At 42.4% G+C, this 25077-nt stretch carries 20 protein-coding genes and 1 tRNA gene; 11 read left to right on the top strand and 10 right to left on the bottom strand.

What is annotated here, in order from left to right:
• The first annotated feature begins 556 nt into the window (after positions 1-556).
• Positions 557-925, top strand: a complete 369-nt coding sequence (locus MUP17_11655; protein ID MCJ7459631.1) for a DUF3566 domain-containing protein — start codon at positions 557-559, stop codon at positions 923-925.
• 102 nt (positions 926-1027) lie between these two features.
• Positions 1028-2476 carry a glutamate--tRNA ligase gene (gltX, locus tag MUP17_11650; protein MCJ7459630.1) on the top strand — a complete coding sequence of 483 codons (1449 nt, stop codon included), beginning with the start codon at positions 1028-1030 and terminating at the stop codon, positions 2474-2476.
• Between the two features lie 79 nt (positions 2477-2555).
• Here the strand turns inward: gltX and MUP17_11645 are convergent, their stop codons facing one another.
• On the bottom strand, positions 2556-3290 hold the full coding sequence (locus tag MUP17_11645) for a CPBP family intramembrane metalloprotease (protein MCJ7459629.1): 735 nt from the start codon (positions 3288-3290) through the stop codon (positions 2556-2558).
• A 364-nt stretch (positions 3291-3654) separates the two neighbouring features.
• On the opposite strand from MUP17_11645, the gene MUP17_11640 reads away from it, so the two are divergent.
• Positions 3655-4212, top strand: coding sequence for a hypothetical protein (locus MUP17_11640; protein MCJ7459628.1), 558 nt, complete (start codon positions 3655-3657; stop codon positions 4210-4212).
• 243 nt (positions 4213-4455) lie between these two features.
• Here the strand turns inward: MUP17_11640 and MUP17_11635 are convergent, their stop codons facing one another.
• The 7 genes from MUP17_11635 to MUP17_11605 form a co-directional block, all read right to left on the bottom strand.
• Positions 4456-4815: an MGMT family protein gene (locus MUP17_11635; GenBank protein ID MCJ7459627.1), complete on the bottom strand. Its 360-nt coding sequence runs from the start codon at positions 4813-4815 to the stop codon at positions 4456-4458.
• 144 nt (positions 4816-4959) lie between these two features.
• Positions 4960-5307 (bottom strand): hypothetical protein, encoded by a 348-nt coding sequence (locus tag MUP17_11630; protein ID MCJ7459626.1) that lies wholly within the window; start codon positions 5305-5307, stop codon positions 4960-4962.
• Between the two features lie 71 nt (positions 5308-5378).
• Complete coding sequence (locus MUP17_11625) at positions 5379-6161, bottom strand: TdeIII family type II restriction endonuclease (GenBank protein MCJ7459625.1); 783 nt, start codon at positions 6159-6161, stop codon at positions 5379-5381.
• Positions 6162-6163: 2 nt separating this feature from the next.
• Positions 6164-7291, bottom strand: a complete 1128-nt coding sequence (locus tag MUP17_11620; protein ID MCJ7459624.1) for a hypothetical protein — start codon at positions 7289-7291, stop codon at positions 6164-6166.
• On the bottom strand, positions 7291-8877 hold the full coding sequence (locus MUP17_11615; protein ID MCJ7459623.1) for a site-specific DNA-methyltransferase: 1587 nt from the start codon (positions 8875-8877) through the stop codon (positions 7291-7293). Before MUP17_11615 ends, MUP17_11620 begins: the two co-directional genes overlap by 1 nt.
• A 197-nt stretch (positions 8878-9074) precedes the next feature.
• Positions 9075-10772, bottom strand: a complete 1698-nt coding sequence (locus MUP17_11610; protein MCJ7459622.1) for a glutamine--tRNA ligase/YqeY domain fusion protein — start codon at positions 10770-10772, stop codon at positions 9075-9077.
• 254 nt (positions 10773-11026) lie between these two features.
• On the bottom strand, positions 11027-11425 hold the full coding sequence (locus tag MUP17_11605; protein MCJ7459621.1) for a response regulator: 399 nt from the start codon (positions 11423-11425) through the stop codon (positions 11027-11029).
• Positions 11426-11528: 103 nt separating this feature from the next.
• On the opposite strand from MUP17_11605, the gene MUP17_11600 reads away from it, so the two are divergent.
• A tRNA-Gln gene (locus tag MUP17_11600) sits at positions 11529-11599 on the top strand.
• A gap of 166 nt (positions 11600-11765) precedes the next feature.
• On the opposite strand, the gene galT is transcribed toward MUP17_11600, so the two are convergent.
• On the bottom strand, positions 11766-12800 hold the full coding sequence (gene galT, locus MUP17_11595; GenBank protein ID MCJ7459620.1) for a galactose-1-phosphate uridylyltransferase: 1035 nt from the start codon (positions 12798-12800) through the stop codon (positions 11766-11768).
• A gap of 617 nt (positions 12801-13417) precedes the next feature.
• Between galT and MUP17_11590 the strand changes: the two genes are divergently transcribed.
• From MUP17_11590 to MUP17_11560, 7 genes are all read left to right on the top strand, one after another.
• The gene (locus tag MUP17_11590) at positions 13418-13906 is read left to right on the top strand and encodes a hypothetical protein (GenBank protein ID MCJ7459619.1); all 489 of its coding nucleotides are present in this window, start codon (positions 13418-13420) and stop codon (positions 13904-13906) included.
• A gap of 100 nt (positions 13907-14006) precedes the next feature.
• Positions 14007-14447, top strand: coding sequence for a hypothetical protein (locus tag MUP17_11585; GenBank protein MCJ7459618.1), 441 nt, complete (start codon positions 14007-14009; stop codon positions 14445-14447).
• Positions 14448-14456: 9 nt separating this feature from the next.
• Positions 14457-15263 carry a hypothetical protein gene (locus tag MUP17_11580; GenBank protein MCJ7459617.1) on the top strand — a complete coding sequence of 269 codons (807 nt, stop codon included), beginning with the start codon at positions 14457-14459 and terminating at the stop codon, positions 15261-15263.
• The gene (locus tag MUP17_11575) at positions 15260-18070 is read left to right on the top strand and encodes a carboxypeptidase-like regulatory domain-containing protein (GenBank protein ID MCJ7459616.1); all 2811 of its coding nucleotides are present in this window, start codon (positions 15260-15262) and stop codon (positions 18068-18070) included. The genes MUP17_11580 and MUP17_11575 overlap by 4 nt, the downstream gene beginning before the upstream one ends.
• Before the next feature lie 1072 nt (positions 18071-19142).
• Positions 19143-19322, top strand: coding sequence for a hypothetical protein (locus MUP17_11570; GenBank protein ID MCJ7459615.1), 180 nt, complete (start codon positions 19143-19145; stop codon positions 19320-19322).
• Positions 19323-19340: 18 nt separating this feature from the next.
• Complete coding sequence (locus tag MUP17_11565; protein MCJ7459614.1) at positions 19341-21158, top strand: T9SS type A sorting domain-containing protein; 1818 nt, start codon at positions 19341-19343, stop codon at positions 21156-21158.
• A 428-nt stretch (positions 21159-21586) separates the two neighbouring features.
• Positions 21587-22372 carry an alpha/beta hydrolase gene (locus MUP17_11560; protein ID MCJ7459613.1) on the top strand — a complete coding sequence of 262 codons (786 nt, stop codon included), beginning with the start codon at positions 21587-21589 and terminating at the stop codon, positions 22370-22372.
• A 118-nt stretch (positions 22373-22490) separates the two neighbouring features.
• Here the strand turns inward: MUP17_11560 and MUP17_11555 are convergent, their stop codons facing one another.
• On the bottom strand, positions 22491-24920 hold the full coding sequence (locus MUP17_11555) for a carbohydrate binding family 9 domain-containing protein (protein ID MCJ7459612.1): 2430 nt from the start codon (positions 24918-24920) through the stop codon (positions 22491-22493).
• Positions 24921-25077 lie beyond the last annotated feature (157 nt).

Genomic DNA, 25077 nt, shown 5'->3' with positions numbered 1-25077 from the left:
CATAGCTTCATCAAAATGTTTTTGAGCTTCCTTGCTTACTCCAAAGGCTGAGATGGGGAGTAAGAATATAAAGATGACAGGTATCAACCAGGTAAATCTACGGGAAATGGACATATCCTCTCCTTTCAAAAAGGTTCAAAGATTGATATTATATACGAAAGTTTAGTTTTAAGCAATTGGATTTTACGATTAAAGATAGAATTTTGGGTGCTGTCGGGAGAAAGGGGTATTAAGATTTAACTTCCGACACTACAATAAGATTTTAATTTAACCAATGGGGATTTGGCAGAAAATCTTTTAAGAGGTGAATTTGAGTAATTGTGGAGGCGGGGTTACCCCGCCTCCACTTAATAAACCTAAAGGTTTATACTCCACAATTTGTTCTTGGAGTGTAAAGCTTCAGCTTTACCTTAATAGTGGACAGATTGCTTTATCCACAAGTTCGCAATGGCCACAAAATGCTAAGGATTTTCTTGACAACTGAATTGGCTGAACATAGATTCAGAGTTGTGATGAAACGAAATTTCCAACTTAACCTTTAAAAATCGAGGGAGGTATGAACTTAGAGCTTAGGAAAATCGACATCTGGTCCTGCATAAAAATATCTTTCATCCTGTACGGGATTTTCGGGTTAGCCATCGGGATATTTTATGCTATTCTTTTGACCTTTTTAGGAGGGATACTGAGCAGTTTTGGAGGAAAAGAGTTTGGCTCTTTCAGCGGGCTTTTCACTGGTTTTCTGGGTGTGTTCATGGCTTTTTTCCTGGCTATTTTTTACGCGGTGATAGGTTCCATTTTCACTGCGATATTCGCTTGGCTCTATAACGTTTTTGCGAAAATAGCAGGAGGTGTCAAGTTCGAGTTTGAAGGTGAGAAGACCGTGCTGAAAAGTGAAGAATCCCAGGCAAGTTTTAAGTATGAATAAAGTCGATAAATGAAGTGTAGGTCAGGAGCCCAGGGCTCCTGACCTGCTTGATTTAAGTTAACCCCAGGATTGAGTCCATAGATAAAGCTTAAAATCTATATTATGAATAACGAAGTAAGAGTAAGGATTGCACCCAGCCCTTCTGGCTATCTGCACGTCGGCACTGCAAGGATGGCGGTTTGTAACTGGCTTTTCGCCAGGCACAACCAGGGGAAGTTCATCCTGAGGATCGAGGATACGGATATTGCCCGCTCTGATCCTCAAATGGTAGAGGTCATCCTTGAGAGCTTAAAATGGCTGGACCTGGACTGGGATGAGGGTCCTTATTATCAATCCCAGAGGATGGAGCTTTATAAGAAATATGCTCAGATTCTTCTCGAAAGAAATAAAGTCTACTTCTGTTACTGCACTCCAGAAACTTTAAAGAGAAAAAGGGAAGAGGCTGCTCAAAAAAAAATAAACTGGGTATATGATCGCACCTGCTTGAAATTATCCGAACAGGAAAAAACTGAATTAGAAAGAAAAAACACACCGAAAGCTGTGCGAATTTTTATTCCGGAAGGGGATACCACCTTTTATGATATAGTCTACAAAGACCTGAAAAAAGAGAACAAAGAACTGGACGATTTCGTAATTTTGCGTTCGGATTTCAGACCCACTTACAATTTTGCCTGCATGGTGGATGATCTGGATATGAAGATTTCTCACGTGATCCGTGGAAATGACCATATCGCCAATACCTTCAAGCAGGTTTTGCTCTATCGAGCTTTGGATGCGGAGATGCCTGCATTTGCTCACCTGCCATTGAACCTGGCAATGGACCGGCAGAAAATCTCCAAGCGAAAGGGAGCAGTGGCGATAACCGACTACAGAGATGCAGGTTTTCTGCCTGAGGTTATGGTCAATTTCCTGGCAATCTCAGGCTGGTCTCCAAAGGATGAAAGGGAGATAATGTTCAGAGAAGAGCTGGTTCAGTCTTTCTCTTTAGAAGGTGTCAGCCAGGCCAACCCGATTTTTGACATGCAGAAATTAGAATGGATGAACGGTGAATATATCCGGGCTTATGATAACGAAAAGCTACTCGACCAGGTAATTCCTTTTCTTGTTCAGGAGAATTTGATAACCTCCGAGATTGGGAAAGAGAAAAGAGAGTGGCTTTTGAAATATATCCCGCTGTTTAAGGAAAGAGCAAAGACTTTGAAGGAATTTGCTGAGAGAGGTAAATACCTTTTTTCGTTTGACTATCAATATGAATCGAAAGCAGTGAGTAAGACCTTCAACTCAGTTGAGGTCGCTGATAGACTGAATAAATTTGCCGAAAGGATATCTTCTTTGGATGATTTCAAAAAAGAAAAAATCGAAGATGCCCTTCGTAAATTAGCAGAGGAGTTGAAAATTGAGCCAGCCCAATTGATTCATGCTATTCGTTTAGCAACCACCGGAGTCTCAGGTGGACCGCCGCTTTTCGATATCTTAGAGCTTTTGGGGAAAGAGGAAGTGATAAGAAGGATTGAAAGGGCAATAGAATTTATTCGGGCAAAGTTTAGTTAAAACTCTTTTCTGATGCATCGGGAATAAGAATTCCCGATGCTCAAAGGTTTGCTTCGGCATTTCCTAAGCTTAATTTTTTCTATCTATAGAAGAATAGCGGAAAAACTATATAGGCTATGAAATTGTTCACCATATGGAATAGAATTGCTGGATACAAGCTATTGAACTTTAAGTAGAGATAGGCAGGAATAAATGACCAGAAGAAGATAAAAACCATCACTCCAGGTCCTAAGAAGATATGAACACTGGTAAAGATCAGAGCTGAAAGAAAAAAAGCAAATATTGGCTTTTTCATTCTTTGCAGGAATGCTGTAAATATATAACCTCTAAAAATAATCTCTTCAACTATAGGGCCGAGGATAACTGCGAAGAGAAGTACCAAAAGGAAATCGAATACAGAAATCAATTTAAGTGGTGTGACTTTTTCAGGTCTCCAGAACATACTTACACTCATAGTTTTCAAAAGAGCTTCAATTGAGGGATATAGAATGAATGCGACAATCACAGCAATTAAGGCGTAACCCAAAGAGGGGAGAGACAACTTACCCTTTAAACCAATGTCTTTTAAATTAAGTCCACGCTCCTTCAGGAGTAAATAAAGAACTCCAACAGCGATGAGTGAGCCTATGCAATAAAGACTGATTGCAAAAATGGAGAAATCACCAATACCCCATTTCAAGACCACTGGTTCAGGGGGTCCCAGGGCGGAAGCAGCGATGATTCCTATAACAAGCGAGCTGAAAATTAGCCCAAACCAGGCTAAACAGATCTCCTTCAAACTTAATTTGATTTTCTGAGGGGTCTGATTCTCCATTCTTGACCTTCCTTGAAATTAGTTACGAAAAATATAAAGGAAGGTTTCATTTAAATTGTTCTTGCTCTCTGGCAGATGTTATCATTTAATCTGCTGGATGATAACATCCAGCGGGAGCGGAAATATCTATGATAGAGGCCAGAGAAAACAGTCGAAATCTATAGTGTCGCTTTTGTCGAATTTTATACCTTCTCTCCTTAACAGTAGATGTAGGTCAGGAGCTTTGTGCTCCTGACACTATACTGGTGTAAAAAAGTTTTTGAACTCACCCCGTTCCCCCTCTCTTAGTAAGAGAGGGGGATTGAAGGGGGTGAGTTTTAATAGACCAAGAAACGTTTGACCTGTAAATCCAATTTGACAACAGATGAATATCAGACTGTATCATATCAGCGATAAGCCAGGGATTAAACTGTTTGATCCTCGACCCGCACCGCACCCGAGTGCCAAGCAAAAAGGCTTGATGGTCTGGGCTATTGATTTTGAGCATCTGCACAATTATCTGCTCCCACGAGATTGCCCCAGAGTGGCCTTTTTTGCCGCACCAAACAGTGCTCCTGAAGATGTAAAGAGGTTAATGGGCGGAACTTCAGCGAAGCATGTTGTAGCCATAGAATCCGGTTGGTTGACTGAGATTCAAAAGCAATGTCTATATCAATATGAGTTCGATCCCAAGGACTTCACCTTGGTTGACGAAGTTGCTGGCTACTGGATTTCACGCAAACCGGCCATCCCCATTGCTGAGGCTAAAATGGATAATATTCTTGCTGCATTATTGGAACATGATGTTGAGCTGCGAATTATGCCGTTCTTGTGGAAGCTGAGAGATGCCGTAATAAATTCCACACTTGGGTATTCCATCATTCGCATGAACAAAGCTCAGGCTCCGCCGGAAGGCTATGCGGCTTATCACCCATTGCCCTAACTGAGTAATGTAGGTTAGGAGCTCTATGCTTTTGACACTATTCTAATGCAAAAGATTTTTTTGAACTCACCCTAGGTTCCCCCTCTCTTAGTATTAGTAAGAGAGGGGGATTAAGGGGGGTGAGTTTTAGCAGAATAATATTTAAGTCAGGAGCGCGAGACTCCTGAGACACATTAGAACAGGCAAGATGCCTGTTCCACCATATTTAAGATAGCCATTATATTCAGGCTATGCTAACGCAGGCTAAAGCCTGCGGCTACCTTGAAAATGGGGAGTCCAGAGATAACGCTCAAAATCAATTCTATCGTTTTTGTTGAATTTTATACCTTCCTTATGCAATAAGGCTTTTTGAATTTCATAACCATAGTTCGGTTTGAGCGAGATCCTCCCCTGACGGTTTATGACCCTGTGCCAGGGCAATTTATCTCTTGAAGTAGATGAATGCAGAATCCATGTAACCTGACGGGCAGCACGGGGATTACCAGCATAGGCAGCTATTTGACCATAGGTAGCGACTTTGCCACGAGATATCTTCTTGATGATTTCTTTTACTTTCCGGGTGAAAGACAATGCTTCAGATGTTCTTGGTCGAGTTGTCCTCATATTAACTATGCATTGGTTTTTGTGGTCGTCGGGTTCCTGCTCTCGGCGGATGTTGTCATCGCCAATTGCTAAGCTGGATGATAACCCAATGGATCCAAATGGACATCCAGCTTGAGTGGAACATTAGGCACTACCATCTTAGCCTCAACTCTCTTTTCCCTCCAGGTGCAGGCGATGTAGAAATCGATGGGCGACTGGTGCTATGAGTATGGCGGCGGTTGCTAAGAAAACGATTCCGGCAAAAAGCGCGTAGAAAGAGGCAAACAATTTGCCTCCACTGGTATGAAGCTCATTTACCGGACCCATTCCGCCCAGAATCATCGAAGCGTTCAAGAGGGAATCCAGCCAGGGGAGACCTTCGGTAAAATGGTAACCGGCAACGCCAATGAATAACGAAATGAATATCACCAATACTGCCAGAAGCCCATGCCGCAAAAGACGTCGGATAAAAAGATGTTTGGGAAGTAATGGTTGAGAACGGTGTTCAAACATTGATTGTCACCAGTTGGGTTAGGATATTCAGGAGGTCAGTGGTAATATGTATACTTCTGTGTTCCGGGATTTTACTGCTGCTCGTGTCTTTCAAAAAAGCCGTCAATTTCTGGTCGTAATTCAATTCCAATTCTTTCAAAGACATCAAGTAAGTCCTGATATGCACCCGCACCTCCAAGAAAATCCCAAAACTCCTCTGCAACTTTCAACTCGTTATCAAGGTCTAACATTCCTCGCATTGTCCAGCGGTTATAAGGCTGTGGCTCGTAAGGGTTGTAGGGAATAGCGATGAGCGATTGTGCTGTTGCTGTTGGGTCAGTTGCAAGGAGTGCAGCAATCCATTCTAGAAGAGTCCTTTTGTATTCTTTGAAACCACCGACGTTTGGTTTTGCTGTCTTGAGGTCAAAGAGATAGATCGTCCCCTCGTGAGCAACAAGTTTAAGATCGACTTTAGTCAGCTTTACGGTTTTCATTTCTCCTTGTCTGCAAACTGCCCTGATAGCATTGATTTCCGTTGGTTTGTTTGGAGATGAATTAGCCGTTGCTAATCCATCCATGATGTTTTGAATTACTCTATGTGCCTCTGATGAAATTTGTGTTCCTGCTGTCTGGTGTGATGCAGCTGTGGCAAAACGTGATGATGCTAATACTAACGCGACAGGTTCAAAAATACTTGTTCCGAAATTTGTGTTCAGTGAATGGATGAAGGAGAATAAAGCCATTCGGTCACGGCCAAGTAGCCGCGTGTGAAAAGGCATTGACGCTGGCTCTGGGTTGTAGTTTTGGAACTTATGTCTCAGGCTGTCGCGTAAGACATTCTCAAGATTTGCAATCTGTTGTGGAGATAGAGCCATAACTATAAATTTTCTAATCCTTGAATTAGAGGTAATTGAGCGAAAAATTCATTAGAATGATCACTAATGTTTGTTTCACTCCTTCTGTAATCATAAGTTCCGTCTTTTACGCATCTTGAATGGTAATGAAGTGATTTTTGCTCACTTTCCTTTCCATTAAATTCTATTCCTTTCCAGCTACCATAGTAATTGGAGAATTTACAATTACCATTATCAAAACTCGGACAACCGTTGCACAAATATCTCCCTGAATTTTCATCAAGTTGCTCATTTAAAGTTCCATTTGAGTATGCATTAATTACATAATCACAATAGAGAATGATTTCACCACATTTAGGGCATCTATTGTGCATGTTATTTTCAAGGTCAACAGCAAATGTTGGAACCGAAGTTCTGATTGAAAATTCTCTGCTTTGCCCCTCTTTAGCATAACCCACTTCAATACCATAAATTTCTTTATTGCTCTTAGCTAAAAGAAAATCTGGTGGTGCAATTGGGTTCTTATCTCCAAATAGGCGCTGAATTAGTAAAAGAGGTATTATTATTCCTTTCTTAGTTCGTAATAATTCTGCAAATACTATTAGCTCTTTAGGGCATCCTAATGTTTTAGGGAGAATTGAATCTATGAAAAAATCGAACCTTTTCCAGTTATCATCATTCAACACTGTTTTGCTTTCTTTTAAATCGTTAGCTATAACAGCATCCCCTGGTTTTTCATAAAGTAAATTCCCGTCAATTTCTTCTTCGAGTTTTTCGATGTATAGTTTTCTAATATGGCTATCTACTGTTATTGAATCATAAATTAATAGCTGGTTAACAGAATACAAAATAAGTTTGAGAAAATTCTTAAAATTTTCATCAGATTTTGCTGCATAATAGTATGCCCTACCAGTGAAGATATATTCAATCACATCTCCTAATATCATTTGACGAGCTAATTTAATATTACCTGAGGGTTGTTTCCCTCCAGCATATAACTCTCTTGATATCTCCGAGTAAACTGGTCTAAATTCATCCGAATTTAGAATGGTTTCTATCCTTTGATATTCATCGTGATTTTCAGAGAACACTCTGTCAAGACATATCAAATGGTGAATAGAAACACCAAGTTTCTCAAGTAATAATTTCATTATTTCTTCTTTATATGAAAAATGGTTTCTGAATATGCACCTTTATCTTTTTCGGTGCGGTTTAATACTGGTCGCTTGTATTGATTAACGATTTGCATTCCCGCATTTTCGGCAATCTTTGGGTACATATTGTATTTATCATTTGCCACGAGGAAAATGTCGTAATCTTCTACTAAAAACTTTTTGCAGTTGTTTAGGACTTCTGTTATTCCTTCAATGTAGCTTTGCTTTGATTCTCTACTTTGTCCTTTACAAAGAGGACCAATCTCAAGTTCATCCTTGCGTTTAAAGCCAAATAGGTCATAAGCATAAGCATGTTGTTCGTGATAGTCAATCAAACCTACGTATGGTGGACTTGAAAATATTCCTTTGATTTTTTGCTTTCTCGCTAATTCAGCGAAGGTTAGATTCTTCTTTCCAAGTTCCTTGAAAATGTCAATTGACCGGCTGTCTCCTGTTAAACAAACCTGAAAAGTTTGTGTCCTCAATCTATCGAACTGAAAGAGGCGTTTAACAGTGTCTTTCGTGTATGTTTCCCACCATTTTAGAATTGAGAAAAGAGGTTTGCACATTTTACCGTGTTTAGAACAGTAATATGTTGCTGTTATCGGTTCTATTAAAGTAGCAAGGTCCGCATGAGTGGTTGCTCTACAAGAGCGAATAGTTCTGCTCAGGATGATGCTGATGATTTTTTTTGTGTTAGCATTTTTAATTTTTTTGATTTCTTCAAATATAAAATGAATTTCGCCTCTGATATGCTGTGAGTACCACTTGTCAAGGAATGTGTCTGTCTTATCTTGTCTTAATTTGATTTTGTAATCTTTTACAAGTTTGTTGAATGTTGGTAAAAACTCTTTTTCCTTTTCTGCGCCATATTTATCCTCGTTGATTTCTCCACGCTTCAATCGGTATTTGTAATCAGGGACAGGAAAATGCTTGTTGTTAAACTCGTAGAGTGCTTGCAAGAGTTTTTCCTCAAACTGAAGTGTGTGCGAACTGGAAAGGAATATTTTGAGTGCTTTAGTTATTCTGTCGATTTCGGTTTGAACATCCGCCAGATTGTATTTGGTTACTTTGCAGTTTCCGATTAGTGCATTGAAAGCAGAAACGTCAATTCCAATAGCGTGCATTCCAAGTTCGCAAGATTGCACCATTGTTGTTCCACTACCGGAAAAAGGGTCAAGAACGATATCGCCTTTTTTGAAGTAGGCTTGATTTTTAAAATTGTCAGTATGGCTGTCGAGGAAATACTCTACAAGTTGCGGAATAAATTTGCCCTTGTAAGGATGAAGTCGGTGAACATGCTTTGTTGTTTCAGCTTCTTTGTATTGGTCAAAAGATAAAGCCCAGTTTAAGTCCCTTCCGAGTTGGTCTTTCCATGAAAGTTCTCTATACCCGTTGTAAGATTTGTAGTAGCTGATTAATTCTTGTTTGGAAACCTGGGTCGTTCCATTAAATCCGATTTTCTTTATTCGTCCGTATTGGATGAGATAGGAAATGTTTGCAGGTGTTACAGTCTTCCCCAAATGCCCTGTTGCCCATTGACTAGCTTCCCTTATCGTGAATAATTGATCAGCCTCTGGCATTTTCAACCTATATTTCGAGTAGGTAATCTGACTCTACTACGCGATCTTCACGCAAACTGTCTAGAAATAGATCCAACAGAATCATGCATTTATCTTTTTTACTGTTGGCGTTATTAGAATAAATCAACTATCGATTATTGTCAATATGTTTTTTGCTGTATTGGGAATCGGAATTCCCAAACTCAAAACGCTCCTTGCTACCTGCTCCCTGCTGCTTTTTGCATTTTTGCCCAGGTATCCTGCAATTGGACTGTTCGATTGAATACTAGTTTTTCTCTGGTCGAATCCGGGTCAACACAGAAATAGCCTAAGCGCAAGAACTGGAATTTATCTCCTGGCTTTGCATTTTTCAGGCTGGGTTCAAGTTTGCAGGTGGTCAAGACCTCAAGGGATTTCGGGTTGAGGTTGGTTTTGAAATCCTGTCCATCAGGGACATCATCCGGATCGGAAATCAGGAAAAGATGGTCAAACAAACGTGCTTCAGCTTCAAGAGCGTGCGGAGCGGATACCCAGTGGAGTGTGGATTTTACTTTTCGATCGGATTTTGGTCCCCCACTTTTGGTCTCCGGATCATAAGTACAGTGCAATTCAACTACTTCTCCGTTTTTCTCATCCTTGACTACACGTTCACATTTAATAATGTAAGCATGCTTCAGGCGGACCTCGTTCCCAGGTGAAAGTCGGAAAAATCCTTTTGGCGGAACTTCTCTAAAATCATCCTGCTCGATATACAGCACTCGTGAGAAAGGAAGTTTGCGAGTTCCCATACTTTCATCTTCAGGGTTGTTGACTGCCTCTAACTCCTCAACCTTATCTTCAGGATAATTGTCGATAATTACCTTAAGAGGTCTGAGCACAGCCATTACCCGTGGCGCTCTTTTATTCAAATCCTCACGCAAGCAATGCTCCAGCAGGGCGATATCGACCACGCTGTCTCTCTTTGCTACTCCGATCCGGTCGCAGAAATCGCGAATCGACTCAGGCGTATAACCCCTCCTGCGAAAACCAGAGATGGTGGGCATTCGCGGGTCATTCCAGCCTTTGACATAACTTTCATTTACCAGTTGCAGAAGCTTTCTCTTACTCAGGACTGTATGACTCAAGTTCAATCGAGCGAACTCGATCTGTTGTGGATGATGGATTCCCAATTGCTCAACAAACCAGTCATAAAGGGGGCGATGATCCTCAAATTCAAGTGTGCAAATAGAATGGGTGATCCCTTCGATAGAATCCGACTGCCCATGTGCCCAATCGTACATCGGATAGATGCACCACTTATCTCCTGTTCGGTGATGCGAGGCATGTAAAATGCGGTACATAACCGGATCCCGCATATTCAGATTTCCAGAAGACATATCGATTTTGGCTCGAAGGACTCTGGAGCCATCGGGGAATTCACCCTTCTGCATCCTTTGGAAAAGGTCCAGATTCTCCTCAATTGAACGGTTACGATAAGGGCTTTCCTTTCCCGGCTCAGTTAAAGTGCCCCTGGTCTCCCGGATTTGGTCTGCACTCTGGTCATCAACGTATGCTTTTCCGTTCTTGATTAACTTCAGGGCGAACTCATACAACTTACCGAAATAGTCAGAAGCATAATATTCCCGATCATCCCAGTCGAATCCAAGCCAGCGCACGTCTTCTTTGATCGATTCCACATATTCAACTTCCTCTTTAGTGGGATTGGTGTCATCAAACCTTAAATTGCACAGACCATTATAATCTCTGGCAATGCCGAAATTTAAGCAGATCGATTTGGCATGTCCGATGTGCAAATAACCGTTCGGCTCCGGCGGGAATCGGGTATGCACCCTGCCGCCGTATTTATTGGTCTTCAGGTCCTGGTCGATGATCTCCCGGATGAAATCTTTTTGATGGCTTAAAGGAGGCTTGTTCATATTTTTTGTTTTCCTAAATTGAAAAAGATCGTCTTAGAAAAAAAACTTACTCTTATCAATAAAAATCAATGAGATCTAAATTTTACAGAATATACAAATTTGTTGGAATCAATGCCACTGAAAAATTTGGTGGGTTAAATAATAAAACCGATGAGAGATTTTATCCTGTTCTTAAGCATTAAAAATGCATGGCTGAAACCTTTTCCAGTAATCATCAGGGACTTAACACAACTTGTCCCGGTTGGATGAAATTCCTAACAAGTCTGGACTTTCTCGGTCTTTACGGTTTTATCCAGAGCATTCTCGATCATCTTTTGCAACGTCTCGATGCTGAAAGGCTTGGCAGTAAAACCGGATGCCCCGTTTTCATGTGCCTGTTTTTCCATTTTGGGATTGGCATAAGAGGAGATCATTATGACCGGCACCTGAGGGTATCTATTCTTGATCTCATCCAGCAGGTCGAAACCATTAGGCTTGGGCATTTCCACATCCGTGACTACGCAGTCGACCTTTTCCTCATCCAGCAGTTTTAGCGCGGACTGAGTATCCAGGGCACAGAAGGTTTGATATTTGTACATCTGCAATAGATTACTAAGGAGTTCCAGGATATTCTGGTGGTTATCTACGACTAAGATATTTTTTAACTCTTCCACAAAACCTCCAAGATTATGCTTGACAAAAAAGTTTGAAGTTTTATTTTAAAAAAAGCTCTTTATGGCTGTATATAGTATCGGCAGATACCGATAATTCTTTCACTGGGGGATCGTCCAGAGGCAGGACGTGTGGCTCTGGACCACAAAACCGGGGTTCGAATCCCTGTCCCCCAGTATCGACTTTTTTACGTTGACTTCAAAATCTTTCTTTTCCTTTAACGCTGCCCACAATGAAAGAAGAGAAAAAGTGTGAGTGTATTAAGTGACAGTGGAGAAGCAATGCCAGCATCTCTTTCGATTTCCCCATAGTTATGATAAAGACCTGTAAGCACAAGGTGCCCTAGAATGTAACAGCCTGCTCCTTTGGAATTGTAACCCCTCTCAAATATTTTGCCGCATGCTCAGGAGGGGCAACGTTAATATAGATGCTTGTCCCCATTTCAAATCCCGCTGGTGTGATTAGTCGCGGAACTATTTCTAAATGCCAATGAAAATCCTCGAGCATATCAGAATCACAAGGGGCAGTTAATAGTGCGTAATTATAAGGCGGATCAATAAGCCCATAATAAAGACGCGACATGGTCTCCTTTAAAATTTGGGCAAACTCCATCACTTCAAGTCTGAACATGTCGGCAAAACAAGATCTATGAGTCTTTGGGATAATCCAGGTTTCAAATGGTGAACGAGACGCAAACGGAGTACAAGCAATGAAACCTGTGTTTTCTGTGATCAGGCGTTCTCGAGTTCTTATCTCTTGTTCGATTATATGGCAGTAGACGCATCTGTCTCTATATTCTTTATATTGTTGCACTCCTTTGATTTTTCCCCATACCTTCTGCGGAATGATGGGTGTGGCAACGATCTGAGAATGGGGGTGAGCCAGAGAGCATCCCGCTTCCACTCCGTGGTTTTTAAAGACCAAGATATATTTCAAGCGCGGGTCTTCTCTAAGAACCTTATAACGATTACAATAAGCCATGATCACATCCTCAACCTCTTGCTCTTCCATATGGGAAATGAATTTTCCGTGATCTGGTGTTTCAATAACAACTTCATGGGAACCCACAGCGTCCATCGTGTCATAAATCTCAATGTCTCTTCGATTAAGCTCACCTTCCATATCCAAAGCCGGGAACTTATTAGGGATAACTCTCACTCTCCAACCAGGGGTGTTTGGCTTCGTCTCAGGTTTACGATAGGCAAGAAGCTCCTGAGGGGTGAGCGCTTCATTTCCATAACAGAAAGGACATTTGGCATCATATTTTTGAATCACTCGCATTTTCCTTTCTTGCGCAAAATCTGAAGGCCGTTTTGCTCTTTCTTTAGCCAAAACAACCCACTCTCTGGTCACTATATCTTTTCTTAACTCTGGCATCTACAACCTCCTTTCTGATAGGTTACTTTTTTCTATCACCTCATGAATTCAAGCATACTGGTACCTAAGTCAGGATGATGTTCTGGATAACCTCAGTAGCTATTTTTTTCTCCATTGATTTCAGCTTCTCATTATCGCCAAACGGTGACAGAAAAATTCCAGTAACCTGGATTTTAATTTCGCATTTCAGAAGACACAAACTTTTTGATCTTGAATAGATCTCTAAAATCTCACGACGTTGTTAATCTATTCGGCATCTTGCCGGGTTTATATAGTATCTTGACTAAAAAATTAACCTATATAATCCCTTCCTTATGCCTTAAAGGTCTCGAAAACAAAACCGATAATAAGAGCAAAGGAAAGTTGCTAGGAATGTAAGTATAGTATCTGCTTAATCTTTAAGAGGAAAGGAGGATCTGATTTCATCGAGTCTGCCTTAGAAAGATTATCTATTATGGATTAGAAGCAAGTGAGATATTTGCTCAACAAGATGGGTGGACTTACCTTCAATAATCCAACTAGATTTTCTGCAGGCTTCCGACACTACAAAATGATGTTTTGTCATTAGTTTGTAAAGTAAAAGTAAAACCATAGGGGGGCGGCAGGAGGTGAGAAAGATGAGGAAGTTAATGGTTAGTATGGTTGTGTTGGGGCTTGTGCTTGTCATATGTAATCTGGCGATAGCCGCAAACACCGCTCAGCAAACGGTTACATTTGAGGTCAGTGCCATTAATGAGATTTCCACCAGCGGAAATCCTGGCAACCTGGACGTTAACACTGCAACCGCAGGTTCCCAGCCGGTTGCTGATGCGGATAATACCACAACCTGGGCTGTGACCACTAATGGAAGCAACAAAAAGATGACCGGGGCAATTAATACCAATATGCCGGCCAATATTACTCTGCAGGTAAACCTGGGAGCTCCAACAGGGGGTTCCAGCAGCGGCTATGTGACTTTGTTGGCTACTGCTGCAGATCTGGTCACGGGGATTAGTACGGTAGTACAGAGTGGCCTGTCAATAACTTATACATTGTCTGCTACAGTCGCTGCTGGCGTGGTAAGCCAGGCACAAAGAACAGTAACACTTACTCTGACAGATGGTTAGTAAGTCAAGGACAAACCTGGGGTGGCTGGGAAGCCAAGCCACCCCACTCATCATTCTTTTAGTGAGATTATTTTTTCTCGTAGGTCTGTTTTTGTTGTTTTTGACTGAGGCTGAAGGGATAGATATATCTGCGACCGGTGGATGGAGTAAAACAGTCAATGAGGCGGATTTGATCTCCGGAGCGGGTAGTAACCTAGTTGACACATATGAAAGCAGCACAAATGCTAGCACCATAAATATCTCTAATTGCATAGACGATCAAGACGAATGGAAAGTAGACGTGAAGAGGGATGATACTGGTAGCTGGCCTATCAGTCTTATACTTTATGTAAGGAGAACCTCAGATGGAACGGGCGGAGGTAGTATATCTGGGGGGCTCTCTTATACTGAAATCAATCCAACAATTGATTCACAATTCTTCGAAGGCCGCGGGGACAGAAACAATATAACTGTTCAATATAAATTAACCGGAATGTCGGTAGGTATTACACCAGGTAACCGTAGCACAACTATTACCTTCACTGTAGTTGATATTCAATAAGGAGGAATAATGAAGAGGATTTCTTGTCTGTTTTTGATTCTCTTTGTTTTAGGCGAGTCTTCTTTTGCAGGTGTTTCGCTGATTGGAGAACTCACACGTGAAAAGACCATGCAACCTGGAGAGAAATTTGAAGGAAAGGTTACTTTAAAGAATACAGGAGAAACTTCCTGGGAGGTGACCATCTATAAGACTGATTATCTGTTCTATGCAGATGGGAGCAACATCTACGGTGAATCGGGAAGAATCCCTCGTTCTAATGCAGGCTGGCTTTCGATAAGCCCAACTCGTCTAACTATCCCACCAAAAGAAATGGCATCGGTCTATTATATCATCGAAGTTCCCCAGCAACCGGACTTGATTGGCACATACTGGAGTATGTTAATGGTAGAACCTACCTCCGAGACAGGTTCAAAAGATATTGAAGATGAAACGGGAAAGGTAAAGTTGGGTATTAAGACTGTATTGCGTTACGGTATTCAGATCGTTACCAATATCGGTGATACCGGAGACCGTAAGATAAAGTTTTTGGATAAGAAGCTAATCAGCCAGGATGGGAGGAGAACTCTTCAAATGGATATTGAGAATATCGGGGAAAGGTGGCTTCGTCCGACTCTCTGGGTAGAGCTTTATGATAAGGGCGGTAAAAATATGGGGCGCTTTGGAAATCGTCAGCTGCGCATCTATCCGGGTTGTTCTATAAGACATAAGATTGATTTAGGCGATGTTCCAATAGGGAAGTATAAAGCCTTGGTGATGGTCGACAACGGAGACGAATATGTCTTCGGTGCCCAATATGATTTAGAAATTGAGCAATGAAAAAGATTTCATTTTTATCTCTTTGTTTTCTTACTCTTTTATTTTCTTTAACCCTGGCTGAAGATAAGAGCCGTGGGGTTAGAGTGAGATCGAGCTCTCCTGAAATCGTGGAGGTGGAACCAGGTAGAATCATTACCGGAAGCTTCCTAATCTCCAACTATACCGGTGAGGAGGAAGACTTCGCCGAAGAACTCAAGCTGCCAGATGGTTGGCAGAAGGTTGCCGCGAACGAATTTTCTTTAAAGCTAAAACCAGAGCAACAACAAGTTCGAGTAGTCGCGTTCTTCGTTCCTCTATCCTCTCCTGCAGGACGCTACCAGATTGGCTATTCGATCAGAAGTCAGAGGGATTATAATATCGCAGACAGCGATAGTATATCGGTTATGGTTTTGCCGGTAGTAAATCTAGAAATCATAGTAGAATCAAGACCCGAAGTCGTGATCGCCGGAGAGGTTTATGAGGTAAGTTTTAGCCTGGTTAACAAAGGCAATGGAAGTAGCAGCATGAAACTCGCTGCAAAATCAAATCCAGCCTTTCCCCTTAAGATGGAACCATCTGAGTTAACTTTGGAAGCTGGAAAGTCCCAATCTATAAAGCTTGAGATAAAGACAGATGAGAAATTAAAACAGAGAATCAAAAATATTGTTGAAATAAAGGTTGAGACCGAAGAATTGAAAAGGGGTGCCACTTCTGCCTGTCAAACGGTATCTGTAGACGTTATTCCTCGGGTAACCGGCGAATTTGACCCTTACCATAAATTACCCATCAAAGTAGCATTAATTGGTGCAGGCCAAGCAGGAAAAGGTGACTTTCAAGCAGAGCTTTCCGGTCGCGGCAGCCTGGATGAAGAGGGTAAAAGAGGGGTTGATTTTCTCTTTCGTTTTCCTGATATCCAAGAGGTCAGCAGATACGGGTACAGAGATGAGTATCGGCTAAGTTACCATCAAAAACATTTAGACCTGCATTTTGGCGACAGGAGTTATTCTCTTTCCCCCTTAACTGAAAGACTAAGCTATGGGAGGGGGGTGGAGGCGAATATTTATCACGGGAAGTTTGGAAGCGGAGCTTTCTATTTGGAGACTAGATGGGGAGAACCAAAGAAAAAGCAAGTGGGAGCCTATCTTACATATCAATTCAATAACAAGCTTCAGATAAAGAGTACCTTCTTGAGCAAAACCACAGGATCAGCCTTTACTTCTAAAGACTATGACTCGAGAATATACAGTATTCAGGCAGAAATGAAGCCAAATCAGGCCTTCGACCTTGACCTGGAGTTTGGTTTCTGCCAAAGTGATAGGGAAGACAAATCTAATGGGTTAGCCTTTAGAATGGCTCTTCAGGGCCAGCTACGTAGCCGGGTCACATACTCTTTTGAAAACATTTATGCGGGATCAAAGTATTTTGGTTACTACAATGATACTGATTATGGTAACGGAACACTAACCTTTCCAATCTACCGTAAACTGCTGGGAAACCTCGGTTTTCGTAGCTATAAGAATAATCTCGAGATTGACTCCACCAGAGGGATAGCTAACCGAGAAAAAGCCTACTGGGCAGGCATGAGATATTCTCTTCCATTCGGGACTCACATTTCTTTGGACCACGAACATTTGATCAGGAAAGATTATCTCTTTCCGGCAAATTACAATTATGAGGAAGAAAAATGGAGATTGGAGCTAGACCAGACGTTTGGCAAATTAAGCCTAAGTACGCAGATCGAAAGAGGGAAATTTGAAGACAAGCTCTTAGCTAAAGGGAGTGATAATTTAGAAAGGTATGGCCTTTATGCCTCTTTTCGTCCGAGTTACATTCACAGCTACAGCCTTTACACCAGAATTGGGCATGGTAGCTTTGCCGGGAGCCCGAAAAGAACGAAAAGCCTCGGTATTTCGAGTTCTTGGAATATTAGGGATATCATTTCTTTTAGCCTTGACTATAGGAAGGAGAAGGCTGGTTCTGAAAGAAGCGAGGAAAGAGACGATATTTTTTCCACTTTTACCTATGCCTTTAAAAATCGCCATGCACTAATTTTTAGAACTCAATGGTCTAAGAGTGGAGAGAACAGAAAGGAAGAGCTCTTGTTTTTTTTGATGTATACCATTCATGGAAAAATACCTGTAAGCAAGAAGAAGAGCACAGGAGTTCTTAAGGGCAGGGTTTATGATGAAGAAAAACCAGGAAGACCACCCATTCCAAAAGTCCTTCTAACAGTTAATGGAGCGACCGCGATCACAGACAATAACGGCGAGTTCATATTTCCTTCACTGGTCCCGGGAGCCCACCGCCTCCAGGTAGAGATGAGCTCAATCGGACTCAATCGAGTCACCAGCGAAAGGCTCCCCATCCTAGTAGAAGTAGAAGGTGGGAAAACCACTGAGATCGAGATTGGTGTGGTGAGCTATTGTACAATCTCAGGCACGGTGGCAGTTTTTGCAAGCGACTCCAATAAAAAGCTGAATCACGAGGATGGTATACCTAACAACAGTCTGTTTTTGGAAGGCTCCGGCGAGGTGAAGGAGAAGGAACTGGGGTTAAAGGGCATTATAGTACAAATTACTAAAGGACAAGAAATTTTACAGCAGGTTACGGATGAAGAAGGTGGGTTTTCCTTTGACAATATGAGATCAGGCAAATGGACTCTGAAAGTCTACAATCAGAACCTGCCGGCCCACCATTATCTGGAGCAGGAGGAGTTCCAAATCGAAATAGGACCAGGGGAAGCGAAAAAAGTTGGAATAAAGGTTTTGCCTAGCCTCCGACCTGTTAAGATTATTGACGAAGGAGAGATTAGTCTACAAAATAAATAGAAATTTAGTGGTACTCTTTGCAGTGTGACCAATTGTTATAGTACTATGCGTTAGCCCCTGAGCCAGGCTCAGGTATGGATAGTCCTATAACTCTAAAAGTTTTAAACCGTTTCGATTCTCTGCCGCCACAATCACTCAAGTCGTCGTGTCATCCAAAGCCAGATGTTTTTCCCTGTACCACCTAATGTCCCTTTCTCTTTAAGCCTGATCAAACTTTAGTCCAGAAGAACCTCTCTTACTGATTTCCCAAATTCTGAGTAAGGTCATTGGTGTTTCACATTGTAGAGTTTAGAATAGATAGAGGCCTTCTTCTCGACGTTGAGAAAGAACCGCAGAATACTCAAAGGTTTTCTCTTTATATCCCAATTGAGTTTGATGGGGAGGTCGTCTTTTTGCTAATATCGTTATTCTATCGATAGAGATATCTATTGTGATGGATAGGTAACCCTTTCTGATCTGGTTTATTTGGTTGCGTCTCTTTTTAAAGATTGTCCAACGCAAGTTTGCTAACAGTGCTAAAAATCAAGTAAAGAACCCCGAAAACCTTCCTTTTGTGATAACACAAAAGTTCGAATCTCGTCCTTCAGGGGACGCATTTGAAGACCCGATTTTTTTCTGACCTAATCTCAAATAGTTGCTATATTAGCGGCAACGAACTGGGGATTTTGAACTAAAAAAGTTCTAAAATCGTCCACTACCCCCAGTTAAGAGTTTTTGAGTAGAAATATTTGTCTCCTAACAACTTACGCTTGACATGGTAAAAGAGAAATGCGAAGCGTCTTCGATTACTTCATTTTAATCTTCTACCTTAGCGTCAAAATTCACTTTAGTCAGAATCTAAATAACCAAAGACCAGTACGGCGTACAATGCGGACAGATCCGGATTTTTTACTTGACAATAGAAAGAGGATGATTATTTTATAATCAGAATTTCATTTAGTAGGCTTCTGTAAGTGAGGGGGAGTCAAGCTCCGAGTATCCCAGATTCTTTTTACTGGTTTACTGTTTTTTCTTTTAGACACCGGAGGATTTTTTGATAGCCATTAAACCTTGATAGCAGTCAAAGGAGGTGTTGCCCAAGATCACCTGCCAGCTAACGAAAGTCTGGCGGGTAATTCATCTGCTCAAATTGAGAATGGAGGGGGAATTTACACTTCTAAAAAAAGGAGGTAAGGCCAGATTCTTAGTCACAGTTTATCTTGCAGGGGGACTCATGGATGAGATCTCATACAGTTTTTACACTAATCTTTAAAAATTGGAGGAGACACCAATGTTTAGTTGGAAGGAAGTTTCAAAAACTGCGTTATTTATCGGGATCATCTTCTTACTTGGACTGACTGGTGATGCTGTAGCCCAGCTTCAGACCACATTTGAACTGGATGGCAATGCCATTTCAGAAGGGTCCAAGCCAGGCGAGGACTGGGATCTGGTAAACTCAACCGGCGGTTCTTCTGAGGTTCATACCGGGGTTTTGGTAGACCCTTCTGATTCGACTCGTTTTACCGAAGGTTCCAAGGATGTGCTTGATCTGGATGAATGGGGTTGGGACAATCAAGCCTCCCCGCCTAAGGATCAGATCACTAACGCCTACGCTGCCCTTTATGCGGGAAACCTGCTTTACTTCGGTGCGGACCGATACGCCACTAATGGTGATGCTCAGATAGGGTTCTGGTTGTTTAAGAATCCTGTTTCTCTTATCACTGTAGATGGGAAAGGGAGATTTGCTGGTCTTCACGCCATCGGTGATATCCTGATTCTCAGTGACTTCACCAGGGGAGGTAGGGTACCTAATATTCAGGTCTTCATGTGGGTAGGATCAGGGGGCACTCATGGTACTCTGGACTCTATTCCAGTTAATCCCTCAACCGCCTTTGCCATTGTAAACCCCAGTGGTTCACCTTCACCCTGGCCCTATACACCCAAACAAGGTACACCGGGAATCTTCCCGGCAAATGCCTTTTTCGAGGGAGGCTTAGATTTAGGTGCACTTGGGATTGAGGCCTGTTTTTCTGAATTCTTAGTGGAAACCCGTTCTTCCCAATCGGTGAACGCAGAACTCAAGGATTTCGCAATGAGTGGTTTTCCGGCTGAGCCACAGGTAACAGTTAATGACGATTCAGTATGTGGAGGTCTTTCAGGTCACTTGTGTGCCACAGTGATTGGCGGTGCTCTGCCGTTAACCTATAGCTGGAGCGGGCCTGGTGGATTCTCAGCCAATACCGAATGCATCGACCCAACAGTAGCAGGTACTTATACAGTTACAGTAACCGGTTCAAATGGCTGTGAAGGACAGGGTTCAGGCACTTTAGTCATAACAGCAGAGCCGGCTTGTGGCATTGCCGGTGACGATACGATATGTGCTGGCACTACCTCAGAGTTCTGTGCTCCCGCCGGGATGAGCAGTTATTCCTGGAGTGGTCCTAATGGATTCAGTGCTACTACTCAGTGCACCGGACCAATTGGAGTTCTTGGTTATTATACAGTGACGATCGTTGATCCATATGGTTGTGAAAACACCTGCACCAAAAAACTTTTTCCAGTGTACAAACCCGCTTGTGAGATCACTGGTGCCGACACGATCTGTGATGGTTCTACCACTGAGTTCTGCGCTCCTTCGGGGATGAGTGCCTATCTTTGGGATGGTCCGGAGGGATTTAGTGCTACAACTCAATGCACTGGACCAATTGGAATAGCTGGTATTTATCAACTAAGGGTCACGGATGTGGATGGTTGTGAAAACTGGTGCCAAAAAGAGCTTTACGTGAAATCCTGTGGTGTAGGGAAGCAGGGAATACCAGTGGCCTTACCCCGCGAGTTCTCAATAAGCCAGAACTATCCTAATCCCTTCAATCCGACATGTGTGATCGCATACGCACTTCCGAATGACTGTCAGGTAAAACTCGGCATCTATAATATTCTTGGTCAGAAAGTTAAGGTTCTAGTAGATGAGTATCAAAGTGCTGGATACAGATCTGTAACCTGGGACGGGAAGGATGATCAGGGTCGAGAGATATCTGCTGGCGTTTACTTCTATAGGATTCAGGCTGGCAGTTTAGTCCAGGTTAAGAAAATGGTGCTAGCGAAATAAGCAGCTTTAATCTGGAAGCAAAAACCCTCCGACTTCAAAACCGGAGGGTTTTTTGTTTGTTCATACGTGGGTTTATGTGACTTTAGAACCTCAAATATGGGAAGATACATTGAATCAATTTGGATTCTTGACTTAATGAAAATCTTCTCCACCCTTGCTATCGTCAAGTAGTTTTAAACTCATCCATCTGGTGACCCTTGAAACCTGTTTTTTTTCTTGCCTAATTTCAAAAGAATGTTTTATTGGTAGCAACGAACTGGGGATTTTGAACTAAAAAAGTTCTAAAATCGTCCACTACCCCCAGTTAAGGAAGTGATTAGTGATCAGTGATTGGTGATTAGGGAAGCTGGAGTGGTCCTCCGGGAAGATCAACGTCCCCCCTGTTACCTCCGCAAAATAGTTTGGCTCCAAGCTCCCAACAGTATCCCGTGAAAAACCTCAGGAAATACGGAAAGCCGCCATTCAGTATAGCGGTCATTCACGGTGGTCCAGGTGCGGCTGGAGAGATGGCGCCTGTGGCGCGTGAGCTCAAATCCAACTGGGGTGTTCTGGAACCTTTTCAGACCGAGAACTCTATCAATGGGCAGGTGCAAGAGTTAAAAACTGTTCTGGAGGAAAATGGAGTCTTTCCAGTCATCTTGATAGGTTTTTCCTGGGGAGCATGGCTCAGCTTCATCTTTGCTGCTAATTATCCTGCATTCTTAAGAAAACTGATACTTGTCGGAAGCGGTCCTTTTGAAGAGAAATACGCTGTAGGTATTCAGAAGACAAGATTAAACCGTCTTAGCCAGAAGGATAGAAAAGAGGCAGAATCTCTGATTAGGGTTCTCAATGACCCAGCGGCTGAAGACAAAGGCAAAGTTTTCAGCCGGTTAGGAGAATTATTTTTAAGAACCGATGCCTATGATCCGGTTACTCAGGAATCAGAAGCTATTGATTTTCGGGTCGATATTTTTCAAAGAGTATGGAAAGAGGCTGAAAAGCTGAGAAGAAGCGGAAAGCTTCTGCAACTTGGAGAATCTATCAAGTGCCCGGTGGTTGCGATCCATGGAGATTACGATCCGCATCCGGCTGAAGGTGTTCAAAAGCCTCTGTCTTCTGTCTTGAAGGACTTTCGATTCATCCTGCTAAAAAACTGTGGGCATAACCCCTGGATAGAGCAAAAAGCCAGGGAAGAGTTTTTTCGCATCCTTAGAGAGGAATTAGTCCGATAAGTAGTAGGTCAGGAGCCACAGGCTCTTGACACTCTCTCTGTCAGGTGCACAGGGCTCCTGACCTACAGGCCTTTTCTTATTCTTAGAGAAGAGTTGGATCAATAACAGGATAAAGATTCTACAGGTTGAACCAATAATTGGTTTTGATTAAGAAGATATTGTCTGAAATCGTATCGAACAATTTGGAGAAGTCCTTTCTAAGATTGAAATCACCTGCTTCATAATTGTACCTGCCCTGTGTCCAGACTAAATACAAAGTGCTGCCTGGCCTATATTCCCATCTCAAAATCAGATTCGAAGCAAACTCCCGTCTGTGAAAATCATTTCGAAATTGGCTGAAATTGATAATGTTTCCGAGAGGAGAAAACCTGTCTGCCGGATAGAATCTCTCAAGGTCAGTATATTTTCCCGTAGCGAAAAAGAATTGGGTGTAAAGCTGAATAGTCAAATCTCTGGTAAAGGTGTAGGTTCCTCTAAAGTCCAGACCTGCCCGGTCAACTGCTTGTTTTCCGAAGATGTAAAGGGAGGAGGAATCAGAGGCATCCTGAGCATATCCCACGAACCGGCTTATATCCCGCATACGGTTCCAGTTCGGCTCCAGGATAAGCTCAAGATTTGAGCGTGGCTTCAAGGTCACCCAGAGATCAATGCTCTCGGAAACCCCGTCCCAATAGTTTCCCAGCTCGTAGTTAATACCTCCGGAAACTTTTTTTCTTTCATCCGTGTTTAGATTGAACCAACCGCTTCTTCCGATCGGGATTTTCAAAAGCTGGGAAGGGATTTCCCAGTCAGTATAAGTCACTCCTAAGTCGCTGTAGAACCCTCCTCCGACATTCCAGCCATTGGTCAATTGAACTGAGCTGTTGAAATTGAAACCCCAATCCAGGCGATCGTGATTCAAATTGGCATCATAGGATAGGTTAAAATTGTTCCAGGAGTTTCTTATTATCCAGGATTCCTTCTGGGTTTTATATTGAATCCATATGCTGCCTCCTTGCAGATCGTTCCTTTTCATATATCCCAGGCGATTGGTATTGATCTTTTTATCCAGATAGAACCAGACAACGTTCCCTCTCCAGTGCTCCCCTCCTTCTTTTCCCAGGGCAGTCAAATACCCCACACCCCTTTCCCTTTCTCCGTTAGAGCTCCCGTAGGTCTGACCTATAAAAGAATAGTTTTGTTTCAGGAAACGCAGGTTCCAGTCCAGACCAGCGGCATAAGAAGGGGTTTTTCCCTTCTGGTTGACCGCCGTACTCATAATTCCTATTACGGAATTCTTGAAGATATCCTGGCTGAGTCTAATGACGTTATAATTTGCTTCTGGCTCGATTACTCTTTTGGTGCGATATCCGTCCAGATGCCAGAAATCGGCTTTTTCCCGGTCAGTTACCGCATTGAGAAATCCAATAGTTGTCCCTCCTTTTGTCTTACCGGTAATTTTTGCAGCGGCTAATATAGTTGTCGAGGCGGGGCGATGGTAGTAATATTCAGCCGAGTCATCATAACCAGGGTCCTTGCCGATTCTTCGCGAATAGAAAAGCTGGCACAGGTCGGTCTGGATCGGCTCGAAAATCTTGGCACCTTCTAAGAAAAATGGTCTTTTTTCCTGATAAAAAGTCTCATAATTGGAGAGGTTTAAAACGATCTCATCGATTTCTACCTGCCCAAAATCAGGGTTGACAGTAGCATCCAGAGTCAAATTCGGGGTTAATCCGTATTTTAAATCGACACCGACATTTCCGAAAAACTCCCTTCCATCCGGGTTTCCCAGTCTCTCAGGCTCTGTTTTTTCCGTGGAGACTACGTAGGGCAAAATCTCTAAATGCACAGGAGGGTCAATGTCTTTTATTCCGGTCAGATGTCCCCATCTGGACACATATCCGGCTTGATTTGAAGGAATCCTCACCCAGCGATCAGTTTCCTGATTATGCATCAGGTTACGTGAGACATAAAATCCCCAGGTGTAGTTGTCGCCTTTGGAAAACCTCAAACAGGAAAAAGGTATCTTATACTCAACTGTCCAGAGGTCTTTTCCGATTTTAACTGCAGATTCCCACACCGCATCCCAGGAGTCGTCCTCCGCACCGTCGTTAAAATAATAGATGTCGCACTGGGTGCCTGAAGAATAAGTCTTGAACATGTAGCCGGTCTGGTGATCGTGGTAGGAATCGATCCCCAGATTGACTGCATCGCTTGAGCTGAAGCGGTCCCTGCGGGTAAGGATTTCCAAAATCTTATCCGGCTCGTTTTCCATGCAGGTAACAGCTACATAAAGCGCCTGGTTGTCATAACACACCTGCACGTAGGTAGATTCAGTGGCAGGCTCGCCGTCATGCGGGTCGGCCTGCACGAAACCTCCTGATTTTTCCTCTTTGCTCCAGCAGTCTTCATCCAATACCCCGTCGATCTTCACCCCGCCATTAATCCTGTAAGCGGTGATGCTTTTTACACTATCTTCTTCAACTTGATTAGCAAACAGATTTGCAGGAATAAAAAGGAGAAGAAGAGACAGGGAAAATAAACTAAGAAACCTTTTTCGATTTTTCATTCTGTTCTCCCAGTTTGAATTTCACGACAATCAGTTGAGAGGCTTCCTCATCTTTTCAAAAAATGTGCCTCAACTTTTATATACTGATGATTCGGAGAAAAGTTTCCATTTTCTGTAAGAATTCTGTAACGATTCAAGAGTGTAGTGCTCCTGAAAC

It is taken from the genome of Candidatus Zixiibacteriota bacterium (assembly GCA_022865345.1).
GTDB lineage: Bacteria > Zixibacteria > MSB-5A5 > MSB-5A5 > RBG-16-43-9 > RBG-16-43-9.
Note: the sequence above shows the minus strand (reverse complement) of the source record. Positions and strands in the feature narration are given on the sequence as shown.